General features: G+C 25.4%; 14 protein-coding genes. 7 read left to right on the top strand and 7 right to left on the bottom strand.

Annotated elements, in window-relative coordinates; genetic code table 4:
• Nucleotides 1-39: 39 nt before the first annotated feature.
• The 4 genes from ACWXVS_RS00705 to ACWXVS_RS00690 form a co-directional block, all read right to left on the bottom strand.
• The gene (locus tag ACWXVS_RS00705) at nucleotides 40-2,166 is read right to left on the bottom strand and encodes a UU173 family protein (protein ID WP_455994563.1); all 2,127 of its coding nucleotides are present in this window, start codon (nucleotides 2,164-2,166) and stop codon (nucleotides 40-42) included.
• The gene (locus ACWXVS_RS00700) at nucleotides 2,156-3,007 is read right to left on the bottom strand and encodes an MAGa7180 family putative nuclease (RefSeq protein WP_455994561.1); all 852 of its coding nucleotides are present in this window, start codon (nucleotides 3,005-3,007) and stop codon (nucleotides 2,156-2,158) included. The genes ACWXVS_RS00705 and ACWXVS_RS00700 overlap by 11 nt, the downstream gene beginning before the upstream one ends.
• 193 nt (nucleotides 3,008-3,200) lie before the next feature.
• Nucleotides 3,201-3,719, bottom strand: a complete 519-nt coding sequence (gene msrA, locus ACWXVS_RS00695; RefSeq protein ID WP_455994559.1) for a peptide-methionine (S)-S-oxide reductase MsrA — start codon at nucleotides 3,717-3,719, stop codon at nucleotides 3,201-3,203.
• A 218-nt stretch (nucleotides 3,720-3,937) separates the two neighbouring features.
• Complete coding sequence (locus ACWXVS_RS00690; RefSeq protein ID WP_455994557.1) at nucleotides 3,938-5,005, bottom strand: hypothetical protein; 1,068 nt, start codon at nucleotides 5,003-5,005, stop codon at nucleotides 3,938-3,940.
• Nucleotides 5,006-5,228: 223 nt separating this feature from the next.
• Here ACWXVS_RS00690 and ACWXVS_RS00685 point away from each other — a divergent pair, with 223 nt between their 5' ends.
• Genes ACWXVS_RS00685 through ACWXVS_RS00675 form a run of 3 tightly spaced genes read left to right on the top strand, consistent with a single transcriptional unit; the run spans nucleotide 5,229 to nucleotide 8,340 of the window.
• Complete coding sequence (locus ACWXVS_RS00685) at nucleotides 5,229-6,164, top strand: Vmc-like lipoprotein signal peptide domain-containing protein (protein ID WP_455994556.1); 936 nt, start codon at nucleotides 5,229-5,231, stop codon at nucleotides 6,162-6,164.
• Nucleotides 6,165-6,215: 51 nt separating this feature from the next.
• Entirely contained in the window at nucleotides 6,216-7,175 is a 960-nt protein-coding gene (locus ACWXVS_RS00680; RefSeq protein ID WP_455994554.1) for an ABC transporter permease subunit, read from the top strand.
• Nucleotides 7,165-8,340, top strand: coding sequence for an ABC transporter permease subunit (locus tag ACWXVS_RS00675; RefSeq protein WP_455994552.1), 1,176 nt, complete (start codon nucleotides 7,165-7,167; stop codon nucleotides 8,338-8,340). Before ACWXVS_RS00680 ends, ACWXVS_RS00675 begins: the two co-directional genes overlap by 11 nt.
• A 61-nt stretch (nucleotides 8,341-8,401) precedes the next feature.
• Here ACWXVS_RS00675 and ACWXVS_RS00670 read toward each other — a convergent pair whose 3' ends face one another.
• The gene (locus ACWXVS_RS00670) at nucleotides 8,402-9,412 is read right to left on the bottom strand and encodes an HxHSH motif-containing lipoprotein (protein ID WP_444705094.1); all 1,011 of its coding nucleotides are present in this window, start codon (nucleotides 9,410-9,412) and stop codon (nucleotides 8,402-8,404) included.
• Nucleotides 9,413-9,415: 3 nt separating this feature from the next.
• Complete coding sequence (locus tag ACWXVS_RS00665) at nucleotides 9,416-11,281, bottom strand: MAG3240 family lipoprotein (protein ID WP_455994550.1); 1,866 nt, start codon at nucleotides 11,279-11,281, stop codon at nucleotides 9,416-9,418.
• 101 nt (nucleotides 11,282-11,382) lie between these two features.
• On the opposite strand from ACWXVS_RS00665, the gene ACWXVS_RS00660 reads away from it, so the two are divergent.
• The 4 genes from ACWXVS_RS00660 to ACWXVS_RS00645 are packed head-to-tail and all read left to right on the top strand — an operon-like array spanning nucleotide 11,383 to nucleotide 15,807.
• Complete coding sequence (locus ACWXVS_RS00660) at nucleotides 11,383-12,333, top strand: hypothetical protein (RefSeq protein ID WP_444705092.1); 951 nt, start codon at nucleotides 11,383-11,385, stop codon at nucleotides 12,331-12,333.
• A gap of 22 nt (nucleotides 12,334-12,355) precedes the next feature.
• Complete coding sequence (locus tag ACWXVS_RS00655) at nucleotides 12,356-14,704, top strand: OppA family ABC transporter substrate-binding lipoprotein (protein WP_455994548.1); 2,349 nt, start codon at nucleotides 12,356-12,358, stop codon at nucleotides 14,702-14,704.
• Nucleotides 14,705-14,714: 10 nt separating this feature from the next.
• A complete protein-coding gene (locus tag ACWXVS_RS00650; protein WP_444705090.1) occupies nucleotides 14,715-15,188 on the top strand; it encodes a hypothetical protein in 474 nt (157 codons plus the stop codon).
• 37 nt (nucleotides 15,189-15,225) lie between these two features.
• A complete protein-coding gene (locus tag ACWXVS_RS00645; protein WP_455994546.1) occupies nucleotides 15,226-15,807 on the top strand; it encodes a hypothetical protein in 582 nt (193 codons plus the stop codon).
• 78 nt (nucleotides 15,808-15,885) lie between these two features.
• On the opposite strand, the gene ACWXVS_RS00640 is transcribed toward ACWXVS_RS00645, so the two are convergent.
• Nucleotides 15,886-16,938, bottom strand: a complete 1,053-nt coding sequence (locus ACWXVS_RS00640; RefSeq protein WP_455994544.1) for a helix-turn-helix transcriptional regulator — start codon at nucleotides 16,936-16,938, stop codon at nucleotides 15,886-15,888.
• Nucleotides 16,939-16,947: the final 9 nt, after the last annotated feature.

The following is a 16,947-nucleotide window of genomic DNA, read 5'->3' as shown; positions in this document are numbered from 1 at the left end:
ACAAAAAAACAATAAAATTTTTCCTTGTTTTTTCTCTAATTATTTATTGTATTTATAAAAATTCTCAAAATATTCGTCCTTATTTTTTAACAAATACTTAACTAGCTCTGCAGCCATTAACATTGCCATAACATCATTATGACAATAAATTTTTAGATCTTTAATTTTTCGGTTTCATTCATTATCCTTAATAAGATTTAGGGCTCTTGTCGTAGCAATTGTTAGCGCCTCCGAACCATTTTTAACATTAAGTTTTGAATATGGAGTGATATTATATTTTAAATGTTTATTTAAATTATTATTTGTTACAAAATATTCAATCTTTTTTATTGAATATGATCCATTAATATATCCTAGATTTATCATTCTATCTACAACAAAAATTTTCTGTTTTCGTCCAGAAAAAAAATTGCATATGTCAACAAGACGGTTTACAATAAAATCGATTTTTTTTGCATATTCATTAAATTGAATCTCGTCTAATTTATTTTGTAAACAATAAATATGAAGCGACTCTTTTATTTCAAGTAATCTGCTCTTCTCATAATTTATATTGTAAATAATATAATATGAAACTTCTTGGTCATATAAATCATCGATAATTTTTTTATATGTATTGATATCAAAAGTTAAAGGATCATAAACATAATCATTACTTTCATAAATTTCATCATTCTGCGTCTTTACAATTGATGTTTGAGATATTACTTGATTTCATGCTGGCAAATAATCGAGCATTGGAGTAGGTAATGTTACGCCTTCAAAATCAAACCAAGCAATCTTGGCATTCTTATCCGTTATTACATTATACTCATAAATGCTTTGTATTTCTGGATTTATAGAAATAAGATTATTATCATAAAATTCACTAACAGTTCTCTTTGTTAGTAAATCAACATCATTATTTAAACCGGAAATTAGCTTTAATATTTTTTTGCTTCCAAATTTATATTTAGGGAACTGTTTTTCAACTAATTTATAAAAGAAAATATTCGAATTAAAATTGTCAATGAAATCATCCTTAGTTAAAGTTCAATCCATTTGTAGCGAATCTCTATTATTAATCAAATAAATAAACTCTTTAAATGAACACGTATAATCACTTATATTTTTTGTGTGCTCTTCAATATTTGCCAATCTTTTCTCATTAAAATCGTATCCAGCGGAAATCAATTCACCTTTAACATGGTCAATGATTGATAAATTATTTGTTTTTTTTGATCTTACTGGTTTTGTATATGCAAAATTAGGATCACAAATATATTTAGCTTCAACTTCATCCTCGGATAATAATACTTTATCATTAGGTTTAATATCTACGCCGCCTTTATTTGGAGAACAATATTTTGACAGATTGAACTTTAGGATATTTTTTCTTACATTCTTTTTCTTTTGATATCTAGGTTTTAACAAAAATATCTCATTAATATCACTATTTAGTGATTTGGTGATGATATTATAATTTCAATATGCCTTTAATAGATTTTTTCTATTCGTTTTTTGCGAATAAATTAAATCACCAAAATGTTTTAATTTTGTATCATAGAAAGCAACTTTTGCATAACAAGATTGATATTCAAAGGCTGGATTTATAATCAAACGATAATTTTCATTTATTGATTTAATTGTATCAGCCAATACGTCATCCTGCTTTTGCTTCAATGATATATATTTGATTTCTTCGTCCTTTATATGATATCTTTCTTTATAAAAATCAACTAAAAAATCAATTGCCTGATCATAAACGGTATCTAAGCCCGAGGAAAGAATATTAACTGTTGTAAAAATGGAAAAAAGAAAATTTAAATTTTTATATACATCTTCATCAACTGTGTTATTAATTAATTCATGATTATTACGAACTGTTTCCTTTAAAAAATCTATTTTTTCCAGGGTGTCGAGTTCTTGGATATAGTCTTGCTTTTCCTTATCTAAATATTTAGACGCAAACTCGTTTGAAATATTGTCTATTTTATCAAAATAAAAGTTAATAAGTTCATGATTGACACTAGAATCATTATCGTCCTCTAAATCAAAATTAAAATTACCTGCAAAAATTTCATGGCTTGAATCTAAATTGCCATCAATGCTATTAAATACTAACCATGGGTGTGTAGTATTAGCAACTAAAAAATCGCTAAATGAATATCTTACCTTATTTTTCATACTCTGCCACAGCCTTGCCTTCATTAACTCACTCTAGATATAATTTTTTTCATTCATCATAATTCTTACATTCTAAATATTTTACAATATCAACATCTATACTATTATTTCAAGTAGGACTAATACCTAATTTTGTGTATTTATCATATCATTTTTTGCATGCTGCCATATCATCCAAGACTTGTTCTTCATTTACCTCAAAAGGTCAGCCCTTAACAACTCGATTATTTATGTCAACTAAATTAGGGTCTTTGTAATCTTCTTCTTCTAAAAAACAAGCAATAATTGCAAAATGTTTGGCCCCCATCAAATACGAATATAATTGTGCTTGTTTTAAATAAGCAACATTAATCATACCTTGTTTCCAAGATTCAAGTTTTTTGCTTCCGACGGTTTTTATTTCAATAATCATCCTCTTTTCAGCAATATAGCCATCTGGTAATCCGCCAAAGAAAACATTATTTTTGAAATAATCATAGTTAAACTTTTCGGCAGGGAACCGTTGAATAGGTAAATTGAATGATTTTTCAATTTTTTCAAGAATTTTAGGTTCTAGAATAACTCCGGCATTTACATATTTCGGATCCAATACTGGAAATCTAAAATTAGCTATTCTCGCAAATGCAGCAAAAGGGCTATTAAACTGAGTTAGTTTTAAAATATCTCCAAGAGCTGAACCAGTTATTTTTCTAAAACCGCCAAATTCACCAGGTTTTTTTGATAATAAGTTTTTATGGTATTCAGCAGTTAATTTAACTGTTTTTGTTTCATGATCAACTACATATTGATTGCCGTTATAATGCAAGCGGTTGGGAATAATTATTTTCTTTTCTTCATTCATTTATTTACCTCACTTATACTTAAAAAAAAATAAAAATAAATACATTTAAGTTATTATTTATTAATTTTACTAAGTATTATGTTAACTATATTTGAATTTTTTTAAAAAAATAAACGAAATAATATGGATTTAACTAAAAACATAGCTTTTCTTGCTATGTTTTTTTCTCGTTACCTATCTTAATATAATGATATTATTTTAATAAATTAATAATTTTTTTCTCACTCTCATTTAATTCAGGTTCAATATCAAGTCTTACGTGACAATAACCAGATGGATTTCTTTGCAAATAATTTTGATGATATTCTTCTGCGATTACAAAATTTTTGAGAGGTAAAAGTTCTACATAAAATTCACTATAATTTCCCTTTAAAATATTAAATAACTTTTCTAATTTAGTAAAATCACTTTCATTATCATAGTATACACCGGTTCGATATTGGATACCAATATCACCTCCCTGCTTATTTAAGGATCCTGGATTAATAATTCTAAATAAGTGTAAAACAAGTTCCTCTAAAGAAATTTTCTCATCATCATAAATGACCCTCACTGTCTCAGCATGTAAGGTTGATTTAATTTGATAATATGAGGTTACATCAGTATTACCGTTTGCATAACCAGTCTTAGTTTCTATAACACCTTTTAAACGCGAAAAATAGGCTTGCACACCCCAAAAGCATCCGCCAGCTAGATAGATAGTTTTTTTCATAATTTTCCTCCTTATTTAATTTAATTTTAAGTTAATATAATACTTAAAAACCAAGCTAAATATATCTTAATTTCTATTAGGTATTCATAATTTAAATTATTATTAGTTTATTTTAATATAATACATTAAAAATAAAAAAAGATATCAGCCTTTATTTTATGTTTTTTTATTTTGTTATAAATCAACTTATTTTTAGTAGTTTTTAAAATATTTAACATCTAAAATTTTATTTTTTTATATTTTTTAGCAATGCTCTTATAAATTTCAAGAATATTTTCATAAAAATTAGCATTATTCTTATCAAGCAAAGAAATTTGCTTAATTCCTTCTAAAATATCATCAATCATTCTTAAATTTCTAGCCTTATTGTATCCTCTTCAAATATCATATTTTTTTCTAAATTCTTCATAATACTCTTCTCTTGATAATCAAGGATTAAAGCAAATCATAATTTCTCTAAATAATGAAAATAAAATCAATATTTCGGAATTATACATATCAGTTATAATAATATATTTTTTAGGGCCAAATGAAAAGGTTATCGATCTTGTCATCGTTTTTTCAATATAGGGTAGTTTTATTAACTCAATATTTCTATCTTTAAGAAGTAAAGAAACTTTGCTAATTTTTTCATCAAAAGAATCAATTTCATTAAACAGTGTATCAATTAATCTAACAATAACAAATTTTGGTAAATATTCCTTAAATCTTAATCTTGAAGCAATGTCTTTTCCTTTAAAATTTTCTCTAATGAATAATTCACAAAAACGAATAAAAGGGATTCTATTATGTTTTGTAATTTTGCAATGATTAATATACAAATGTTTTGAAATATGCTTTGAATATTCCTCAATGTTCAATGTTCCATAATATTTTTCAAGAAATTCAATTATTTCTTCTTCACTTGGCGACTGGCTAAGCCTATTATCACCTAAGATATTAGTAAGATAACGATTTTTTTCAAGTATCTCCCAGCCTAGTCTTTTAATTATTTCTGCTTTATCTAATGGGCCAACATTAAGATTATTTCTAAAAAAATATCATTTATTTGTTAAATAGCCAATTTTTAGGTCTAGCATTTTTTCTAAATCTTGAATTAAATTAAGACTAACATCATCTCTTAAATCGTTTAACAAGTTAAATATTTTTCTTCGATCGGCTTTAATCTTTTTGCAAACATCATTTGTCTTAATTTTGGCAATTTTGAAAATATTTCTTAAAAATTCTCCAAAGGTTGTACATGAATTTATTCGATTCTCTAACATCAATAAATCTTTTTTACTCATATAACATCTTAACCTTTCAGCAACAAGTTTATAATACCAATTGGAAACAATTTTATAATTAATTTTAGTTAATTACTTTGTTAATTTAAATTTTATTTAATTTTTCACATTATTTTAATAAAAATCGCATAAATAAGACAAAAATGCAAAAAAAATAAAAATATAGTTAAACTATTTTTGTTATAATTTATTAAAGTAATTTAATTTTAAATGAGGTAAATATATGAAAAAAAACATAAAGTTATTTTTATCACTATCACCTTTAATAGCAGTTTTAAGCACTCCATTAGTAGTTGCATCATGTAGTAATAAAAATGGCGATTCAACTGCGGAAATCAACCAAATTATTTCAAAAAAAGACCAAATTCAAAAAATTATTAAATATGAGGAAGATTTAAATGAAAAAGAGAATGCTCAAAAAATACTAGAAGAGATAAATAAACTTAAAAAAGATGAAAAAGACGAAAAAAAGGTTAAATCATTATTAGAAAAAATAAAATTAGCAATATCAAGTTTCAATAAAAGAAACACACAAGAAAAATCAGGATTAATTGTTCAAAAAATAGCCGAAAATCAAGAAGAAGTTATTGCTTCTGATGTAGTTAAGGAATTAAAATCAGCAAAAAAATGAGAAGATGTTAAAAAAGTTTTTTCAAAATATTCAATTATTTTTATCGAAAATGAATTAAGAGAAAAAGAAGAATTAAGTATCTCCGCTTCAACTCATTCGCATGATGATGAGGGTGAAATTCACCTAGATATTAAATTCAAGGTTTTAAATACTACAATTAGATTTACATTAATTGGTTTCAAAAAAATCGAACCTGTAAAAATGATTTCAAATTGAAAATTTACAACAAAATTAAAAAATAAAATTGAAGAAAAAGAAGCACAAACTAATTTCTTGAATAAACTAAAAGCAGAGCAGGAAAAAGGCTTTAAAAATTTATTAGAAGAATTACAAAAAACACTACCAATCGAAAAAATTGATAAGAATAAAAATGATATTGAATTTAGTATCAATTTTGATGATTCAAAAACTAAATTTGTAGATAACTTCTTAATATTAAATATAAATTTCTATAACACCGCAGACAAAAAAATAGTTCAAACAGAATCAATTCAAATAGAAAATATCGATGACCATCACGAAGAATAACGCATTCAAAATACGCCAATGATAGATAAAGTTAAAAATAGGGGGTAAATTATGACAACTAAAATTAAAATAAACTTGTTCAAAAATATTGCTTTCTATTTTTTTATTTTCTTTATTTCAATTGTTATTATATTCTTTGCAATAAATGTTTTAATTGAACCTCAAATTAAAAAAAATATAGCTATTTATTCACAAATTTCACATAACTATGGAGCTAGATTTAAGACCTTTTTAACAAATTTATTTACATTTAATCCCGGAAAAATATACTCTCATGAATTAGCCAGTGTTGAAAATAACATTTTATTTCTCTACCTACGGCAATTTCGTTGGACCTTTTTAATAAGTCTATCAGTATTTATTATTAGCTTTATTGTCAGCAACATATTAGGAGTGTTTTCTGCTTATAAATTTAATAAATCATATGATGTTATAACCTCTATTATTATTTCTTTTTTAGGTTCCTTACCAATCTTAATTATTTGCATTCTTGCTTTATCAAGTGCAGACATATTTGGCTATCCCTCGCAGTTTTTAAATAGTAAACTTAGCTTTGCTTCGCTAATAGTTCCTATACTAATTTCTTCACTTCCAACAGTAGCTATCTTCTTTTCTAAATCAAGAAAAAAAACGTTTGAAATTCTTAAATCAGATTATTATCTATTTGCAAAAACATATGGAATGAAAAAGCGTGATTTACTAAAAAAAGTTGTTTTAAAAGAATTGTTAATTGGCGAACTCAACTTATTTTTTGTTCTCTATGTTTTATTATTCACAATAACAATTTTAGTTGAAAGAATTTTTTCAATCCCAGGCCAAAGTTTATTAATTTCATTTGCTTTCAGAAAAGGTGAAGTAGATATTATTATGTTTTACTTTATCTTTAATTTTATTTTACTAAGTTTTCTTTTATTAATCAATAAAATCGCTATAATAAAGTTGAGCCCGAAAAACGAATTCACTTCTTTACTTCTTTTTAAAAAATATAAACGAGGTAAAAATGCACAATAATCTATTTAACTTTGCAAGAGAAAAAAAATCGAATTCGAATCCTTATGTTATCCATACAAATTCCGCAAAACAATACTGAAAAAGATTTTTTGCCAATAAATTTAATCTTATTTGTTTTATATGCTTTGCTATTTTAATATTAGCTTTATTAATTGCCACATTTTTAATTAAAAACTCTCCTACTCACTCAATCAATGAAAATACAACACTAGTTAATGACCTGCCATCAAATTTTTCTCAAAAAATAACAAAAAACTTTAATCGTGGTGTTGAATTAGATTTTATAAGAAACATCGCAAAACTGGAAGCAAAATCAGCGGCTAGTGAACATAGAAACTTAATATTTTGAATTGAATTTGACTCAGCTAGAGATATTGGTGGAGAGCAAACTATTTATACAGATATTGTTACTTTAACATACAATCCTTACAATCTAATCAAAGCAGTAAATCTCTTACAATTATCTAAAGATATGCCCATAGAAATTCCTAATGGTTTATTTCTAGGAACAAACAACCAAGGAATTGATATATATGCTAGAACGATAACATCTATTTGGTCAACTATTTTAGTAATTCTTGCTGCAATTATTATTAATATTTTTATCGGTTTTAATTTTGCGGTTATTATAAATATTTATAAACAAAATATAATTGTACGATTTATTGATAGAATAATTAACTCTATTAGTGTTATCCCAGAAATTATTTGAGTTTTTCTATTATCTATTTTTATCGGAACAAGTTTATATGGGTTATTTATATCATTATCAATAATTTGCTGAATTTCATATTTCAAATTTGCAAAAGAAGAAATCAATTCCTTGCTAACACAAGAATTTATCGTTGCTTCTAGGGCTGTTGGTGCATCAAATTGAAGAATTGCCTATAATCATATTTTCAAAAGAATTTTTGCAAACTTTCTAATAATATTAGTTGAAAGATTTTCTATTAATATCTTAATTGCTTCTTCATTAGCATTCCTAGATTTTATTAATGATTCAAATAGCATAAATATAGGTTTCATTTTAAAAGAAGCAATTAGTTTGGTATCCAATAATCCTGGATATCTCTTAACCGCATCAATATTTATAATTGCTTTTTCAATAAATTTAAAGCTACTATCATCAAGTTTAGCTAATACATTTAACCCAAAAACAAAATAAAATAGGCCAAGCATACTTCGCAAAGAAATTCAACTTAGGCCTATTTTTTTAAATAATTCAATTAATTAAGATTTAATTTATCAGATATACCTTCCTTTTTGGCAACATCAATCAATATTTTCTTAATACTTTCCATAATTTGTTTAGCTTTGGCTTGATATTTATCATTAATTAGATTATTGGATTTGTTAAAATCCATATTTTCACTAAATAGTTTAATTAAAAAATTATAATCTGATTCATAGTTTTTTTGGCCAATGTTGTCAATAACATTTTCTTTTAAAACTTTAAAATCTTTTTTTAATTCACCTATTATTTTTTGATCCTTTACACTCTTTTTTAACAATAAATGCCATAACCCCATTTCAAAGGTAAGATTAACAATGGCATGTGAATGAGTATGAGAATTCTTGTCACTCTCGATATTTATCTTGTCAAGATCTTCTATTTTCGAAACTTTTTTTTCATTAAATACATTCTTTCTTAAAAAATCTCAGGCATCGATAATGGACTTTTGCAGCTCACCAAGATTAATATCCTTTCCACTCAATCTCTTATCAATAATTTCGATAAATTTAATAAACTGTTGATTATCAAAAACTAAATTAACATCGTTCAAAACGGCATCAACATCTTGAAAAATTAGTTGATATTTATCTAAAAGTTTAGCTAAACTTGTTTTTTGTTTACCTGCTTCTTCTAATCATTTAACAAAAAAATCATTAATTTTTTTTGAATTCTCAGGTTTTCCTTGGTCGATAATTAATGCAGCAACCTTGTTTCTAAAAGCATCTATTCTTCTTATAATTCTAATATATCGCTTACGATAATTTCGATACGTCTGTTTAACTTCTAAAAATAATTTCAAGAGTTCATTATCGTATATTTTTTTTATTTCAAGTGTTGGTTTATTTTCAAGTTTTATCTCAACAATGTTACTCTTATTTTCTATCGATTCATTTAATGATACATTTTCTGAATCATTTGGATATCTTATACATGAGATCGAAATAGCAGGCAACCCAAATAAAGATAATCCCAAAAAACTAGTCAAAATTTTTTTGATCCTCATTAGTTATACCAACCTTTCAAAATTAATAAGTGTAAATATATCATTAGATTTTTGAACATCATAGCCCTTAAAATAATTTCAATAAACAGAAGCCTTTGCTATAACTTTATCATTTTTTGATTTATACTTAAAATCAGACGGATTATTAAATGAAATAAAATTTAATTCAATATATAATTGACCTAATTTATTTTTTTCTGGTATTAAATTAAGTTCAATTCTCTTTATACCATCTAATGTTTTGCCTTGTTTATTTTCTAGAGCATAAGCTAATAAATAGTTATTAATATATGCTTCAAGCACCTTGACTTGATATGAATTATTATCTAAAAGCGAAACATCAAAATTTTGTCTACTATCGTTATTTCAATAATTAAACAATTTATCCATCTTATTTGATGCTTCGTTAAGCCCTTCCATAAACGCTGAATCCTTGTTACTGTTAACAAAATCCGAAAGTTTTATGCCAGCTTTTATCCCATTATTACTTGGTTTAAATGAATAAATATCCTCAGGTAAAATATTTGCGTTATTTTTATTTTTAGTAATCAACCCCTTTAACCTGTGCCCATGATCATCAAAGTTAGAACTTAACCAGGAATATTTCTTTTTTGTGCCATCTTTCTTAGTAACCTCAACAATTGCTCTAAAAACCTGATTAGTGTCAAAATAATCAGTAAATTCAAAATCAACTATTTTATATTCAAGATCTTCTTTTTTTCTATATTCTGGAATCTTTATTACAAAGATCTCATCTTTTAGATTTCAAAATAAATTCATCAAACCTTTGGCATTTCAATAATCTTTTGAACCTGATGACTTTATGAAGTGATTAATATTATCAATAATTGTTAAATATCTCTTTCCATCCATGAATAAAAGGGGATTTTCGACGTAATCAGTAAATAATGGATATTCTTCTTTTATTCCTTTAGTTCCGACCCCAAATTTTCCATTTGTGGCATAATTTCTGAAGCCATTTAAATAATACTTTTTATTCTTATTTTTAGATTTTATTAATTCTTGACCGTTTCAATCCTTAATACTACTTATCTCAAAGGAAATATAATCTGTAGCTCCAGAGTATGAATGTTTTATTTCACTATTACTCCAATCAATATCGATTGATGCCACATCAACGTTAAACTTATTTAAATAAAGTTTTAATAGTTTTACAAATGTTGATCTCATCTCATTATGTTCATTTGACAAAAAAGATTTTGCTTGTATATATTGAGGTTGAATTCAATTCGAAAACAATACCCTATGCTTTTTAGCATTAATAAGATATTTACGATTCATTATAGAATAATTCAAATCAATATCTTGGTTCAATCTAAAAATTACTGTCTGTATGTCCTCAAAATAGGGATCCCTATTTCTATTAAAATCTTTTCCAAATATCAATGATAAAGTTGTAAATCATTCGTCATTAAAAGAACCTGCTGAGTCAACATCATCAAACGAATATTCATTCAAAAAGCTATTAATATCACTCTTTTCATCTGAATCAAATATACGAATATTATTATTGCCAGTAGTAAACTGCTTTCAATTATTTCTATATGGAAAATCCGGTTTATATTCAACCCATTCATTTTTATTAAGTAGGTACATTTTTTTGTTTTCTATCTTTACTGCATCAAAATTATGGCGGCCATTCTTATCGAATCAATAAAATATATGTTCATCTTTTTCTATTGAAGCTATTTGGCTAAGAGTTAATCTATTCAAAAATACTCTCGATACCTTATCAATATCTAAATATACTTCTTTTTTAATATTTTGACTACAACTTAAAACTGCAAAAGGAATTGCCACAATAGGAGAAATTAATAACAAATTTAATAGCTTTTTTCTTATTTTCATAATACAAATTTTATCACTTTTTTTTATATTATAGTTATAAAAATATTGTATAATTATTACAAAATTACGAATTAATAAACATTGTGAAAGGAGGTAAATATATGATAATAAATAACGTGGGAACTGCATTTGAAAACAATATAGAATTAACCATATTTATAAATATACTAGTTTATATCCCAATATTAATGATTTTACCACTCATATTATTAGGTCTCCTTTCGTTTATAAAGCCATCTGAAAAAGCAAAAAAAGGTAATGCAATTATTTATATGTACGCTTTTTCAACTGGAATGTTTTTAATGATTGGAGCATTCGGTTTTTTGCGGGAAGGATATAAAATTGCTATCGATTTTACACATGATGGCCCAAATAAGTTTGGTTCAGAAATAAACAGGACACTAGTAACTGTCGGTATTCTCGGGATAAGTGCATTAATAGGCTTTAGTGTTGTTATTGCAGGAAGGTATTTATTTATTAGAAAATCTAAAATAGATCCTCATAAAAGTCATGAAGAACATAACCACTCAGATCACCTAATTTCATTTAAAGATATTGATAACCCCAAAGCAGCTTGATTAGCAATTGTTATGTTATTAAGTCACAGAATAATTGATGGTTTTTTTATTGGATATTCAATATTTAAAATAATATTTACACAAAATACTTTTTCAAGTTCACTTACTCTACTAATAACATTTACCATCCACATCCTTATTGAAGTCACAATCATATACTTCCGTCAAATTCAATATGGAGAAAAAAAAGGAAAGGCAGTTTTATATAATTTCATAACTTTTTTACTTATAATCCCCTTCATTTTTTTAGGAGCATTTACTGGGCGATTCATAAACGATGATTTAAAATGAATACAATCCTCATTATTGATTTTTGGAGGCGCAATTATCATATTTACCGCTATCTTTGAACTAGTCCCCGAATTTATTCATATAAGAAACAAAGATACTAAAACTTTATATCGAACATTAATAATTTTTGCTGCTTCTATTGTCACAACAATAATGCTTTTAAGTTTTCATAGTCATGTTTAAACAAACTAAGGGAGGAAATAAAATGAACAAAAAAATGATTTTATTAACACCGTTAATCAGTTTAATGCCCATAATTACAATATCATGTGTAAAAAATAATTTCAACACCAATAAATATCGTTTCATTGAAAAAAATAATTATGGCAATGATTATGCTAGCTTTAGCTACCTTGATGATAACTATACTAGTAAAAATATTCACAAAATTAACCTAGCAACAGCAGCAAAACTAATACGAATAAAATCAAGCCAACAGCCCTTAATTGATTTTAGAGACAATATTGTTTTAGCTCCCTCAGAACTTCATTATAAATTAGAATGGGCCAACAAAATTAATATCACAACGCCAATAGGCACTAATGAATATAGTAATGATAATACTGATATTGTAGATTATGAAAATGAATCAAACAAACCAGAAAATGGTATTTTTAAGCCTAAAAAGGATAAGGGTAATGGTTTTAACTCACCCTTCCTATTTGTTCCTTCGAGTGATATCAAATCAATAAATAACCCAAACTTTGCTAAAGATTTGAATAACACAAATAAAGTTATAATAGACATCAAAAATAGAGACAATGTTTGGATTAATTACCTAGGCAATATTATAAATACCAATAATCATATTAACCACAAATCATTTAAACTGGGGTTATTATCAAAATTGTTACGAAACAAAGAATATCGCCACTCTTTTGCTACAAAGCATAAGATTGATCTTTCAAAATATAACAATAAAAAACTACAAAAAAATGATGGTTTCGATCTATATAACTACCTAATTCAAAATGATATTGATGTTGATGCACTACTTAATTTTGATAATAATAAAATTACTATCAAAACAAGGGACGGATCATTTAAAAATCTAAAACAAATATTTGATAATATCCTAATTATTCAAAATTATCTAGATGCAATTCCTTATGAAATAATAGAATCAAGTTACAAAGATCCCCTAAAAAATCTTGATTGATTTTTTAATTATGGTGAAACCTACCAAAACAGATTTTATGCAAGTAATTATTTTATTTCGCATATGAATGCCAATGAAACTACCTTAAAAATAAATAAAAACTATCAAAAAAATGAAGATGATAATCTTAAAGAAATAATCATTCAATACAACTCGTTGCCCTTATCGCAATCTACGTTTTCACTCCAATCATTAAATGCTTTTAAGCAAAATATTATTTCAAAAATAGAATATGAAGACCTTAATTTAGATGAAAAAAACTATATTCTTGAAAACTATAAGAAATATAATTTTTCATATCAAAAAAATTATAATAGATATTCAATTAACAACAATATTATCATCAACCAAAATCCTGATATAAAAACGAAATATATGAATAAAAACTTTATGAAACTATATTATGGATTAAAAGATAATAACTCACTAGAACTTAGCAAAAATAATTTGACATTTCAATCATTATTTAACAACCTAATAAACCAGTATAGCCTAATTGAGGATGACAAAAATCTATGATTAAGTCAAGCACCAGAAAATCTTGATATTTTAGCTTCTAATGAGGCTATTGGAATAAGTGAACTAAAGGATGCATATAATCAAATATCGAAACCTATTATTTTTGGAGCAAATAATAAAAAATTAAGTGATACATTCCAATACCAAAATAAAAATAGACTAAATGATCCATTAATTGTTTTTGTTGAAGACAAGATTAAATCAACATGATTTAAATTTATTGAAACTAACCTAAGAAATATAATTGATAATTTTTATAAAACATCTAATTCAAATGAAAATATTTATGTAAATATTCCTATAATGATCACCAAGGATAATCAATTTATTAACAAAAGGATACTGCTGATTAAAAAGATTTTTAATTCTATCGACCGCCGGCTAAACATAGATATAACTAAAATTGATAACTTTGAAAAATATCAAGAATTTTTTGAGAGAAATAAATCAATATACAAAAAATCTACATTTAAACTATTCCAGGGAACAACGCCAGAATATTTATACAAACAATTAACAAATTTTGAAAATAATTTAAATAAATTAATTGACCTTATATCTAAAAATAAGAAAGATTATTTAACTAGTTTTGAACAGATTATTTCATTGCATAATTTTTTAGTGAATAATAATATAAATCTCAAAAATAGTTTGAGCAAAACACAAGAAACATTATTTATCACTTATCTAAGTAATTTAGAAGTAGAAAACCAATTAAAACTTATTAATGAAATTAATAATCTAATTAGTTATTCAATAAATCTTATAAATCAAATTAACATCAATAGCTTTTCTAAAATTATTTATCAAAATAACATCATTAAACCACTTGGTTGAAATAACTTAAATTATTTACAAGATATAAAAATTAAATAAGGAGAAAAAAATGATTAAAAATAAGAAGAAAATATTCTTATCAATAATTGCTACTAGTTCTATCCTCGCACTGCCAATTGTTACATTATCATGTAATTTTGATAAAAAAAATCCAAATAAACCAAAAGTACAATTATTAACCGACTCACAAATCCAAGAAATAAAAGACAAATTTGAATTCACATTAAAACCCGAGGGCAAAAAATTAAATGAAGAAGGAAAATTATATGCCTTATGAGATAAGTTTACAAAATCAAAATATAATACTAAAATAAATACTTTTCAAATCATTAATTGAGATGCTGAATTTAAAAAAAACTTTTCATTTAAATATCATAAATTAAATGGTTTAGGTTCAGCACATATATATGAATTCAAACTGGCATTTGATGGACAAACACCAATAATTAAATACACTATAAAATGTGTCGATAGAAATTATCAAGAAGAAGCTAATGGAATAGTCAAATTGCAAACTGATTAATTTAAAACATTAAAAAATGGAGTGGTATAATATAGATATGAAAAAGATAAAAAAATTTCTAATATTTAGTTCATTTAGTGGAATCGTATTTCCGCTAATAGCTGTTTCGTGTGGAGGACCGACAAATAGCCAAAACAATCAGCTTTTGCCTGACAAAAGTCAAAATAATGCAACAGGCAAAATAAACCCTTTAAAACGTCCTAAAGCAAAACTTCTAACGACTTCACAATTAGGCGAAATAAAAAACTCGTTTTCATATACCCTAACAAATGAAGGTAAAAAGTTACCTCGTGAAGAATTAATGAAAATATTGCAAAAAATTAGAGCTGATTCCTATCCAATTGATAGGGGAATTACATCAAAAGCTGCTAATGACCCTTCAAGAACGTTCGAAAATGTTAAAGCAAATGAAAATTTTAAAAAATATTTATCTTTTACATCAACATTAGGAAACTTAAAATATCTTTCTGGTCATGTTATAGAGATGGAATTTGTACTTGAAGGTCTTGAAAAGAAGCAACCTGCTATCAGATATTCTGTAAAATGCCTAGATATAATTGTTAATGGGAAAATGAACACTGAGGCCACTGAGTATATTTATTTGGATTTAGACAATTAAATAAAAATAGGATCTATTAAGTCAGATCCTATTTTTATTTCTTAATTATTTCATTTAATGAATATTTTACAAGAAATATTAACTAAAAGAAACTTTTTCGTATTTATAAAAAACTTTCTTAGTTATATCGCAAACCTCACCCTTGCGATCATCATGTTGCACTGCACTACACTTGTCAAAAGCCAATAGAGCATCATCAATACCCTCATATTTAAAATTATATTCAGACTTAATTTTATGATATGCCTCAATATAAATATCATCAATTTCATTTTCGCTTTTATTAACAAAAAAACAATGTGTTAATTCATGCAAAATATAGTTAAAAATAAATGCTTCACAATTAAAAATATCCGAAACAAATATAAGTCTTCTAGCTCCTTTTTGAAAAGTAATGGCCGCAATATCGCTATTCTCGATAAAAGGCATTGTAATCAAAATAATTCCTTTAGTCAATAAATAATTTTGTATTTCATCAATTTTATTTTTAAAGTTTAAATTTTTAGCGCATATTAATTTAACAACTCTTTTATACACAACTTCAAAATTATTTTTTCTAAAAACACCAATTTTTTTAGTACTAATTGTTTCCAAAACCGATAACTCACAAAATCTAATTCAAACCTTACTATTAGGGTTGGCATAAATACTTTCATCTGCTAGTGCATTTTCACGCAAATATCGGGTATAATTATCTAAATTAGCAACGCCATAAAACCTATTCATAATCATCAATTTTTTGCTAATAGGCATATCCTTTGTTAATTTAATATTACTTACCAGTGGCAAACTTGGATTCTTAATGATAAAGTCCTCTCCATATTGCACCAAAAGTTTTTCAGCATCTTGCAGATTAGATTTTTCCTTATTAGCATATATTGAATAAACCTCAGATAGCGTACCTAATTCCAAATTAAAAACATTTTCCAAGCCTTCAATAATTGCAATACTTAAATTAACATTCGTTTTGCTATTAATAATTATGTAGACATATTGAGCACTAAGCCCCAAACGTTGTGCCAATTCTTTTTGTGATATTGAAAATTTTTCTAAATAATAAGAAATTTCTTCTCCAAAATTATTTCCATGCAAATCAAGATGTTTTAAATCGCAAACATGTTCAGTTTCCATAAAATCCCC

The sequence above is a fragment of the Mycoplasma sp. 327 genome, from assembly GCF_053851655.1.
Note: the sequence above shows the minus strand (reverse complement) of the source record. Positions and strands in the feature narration are given on the sequence as shown.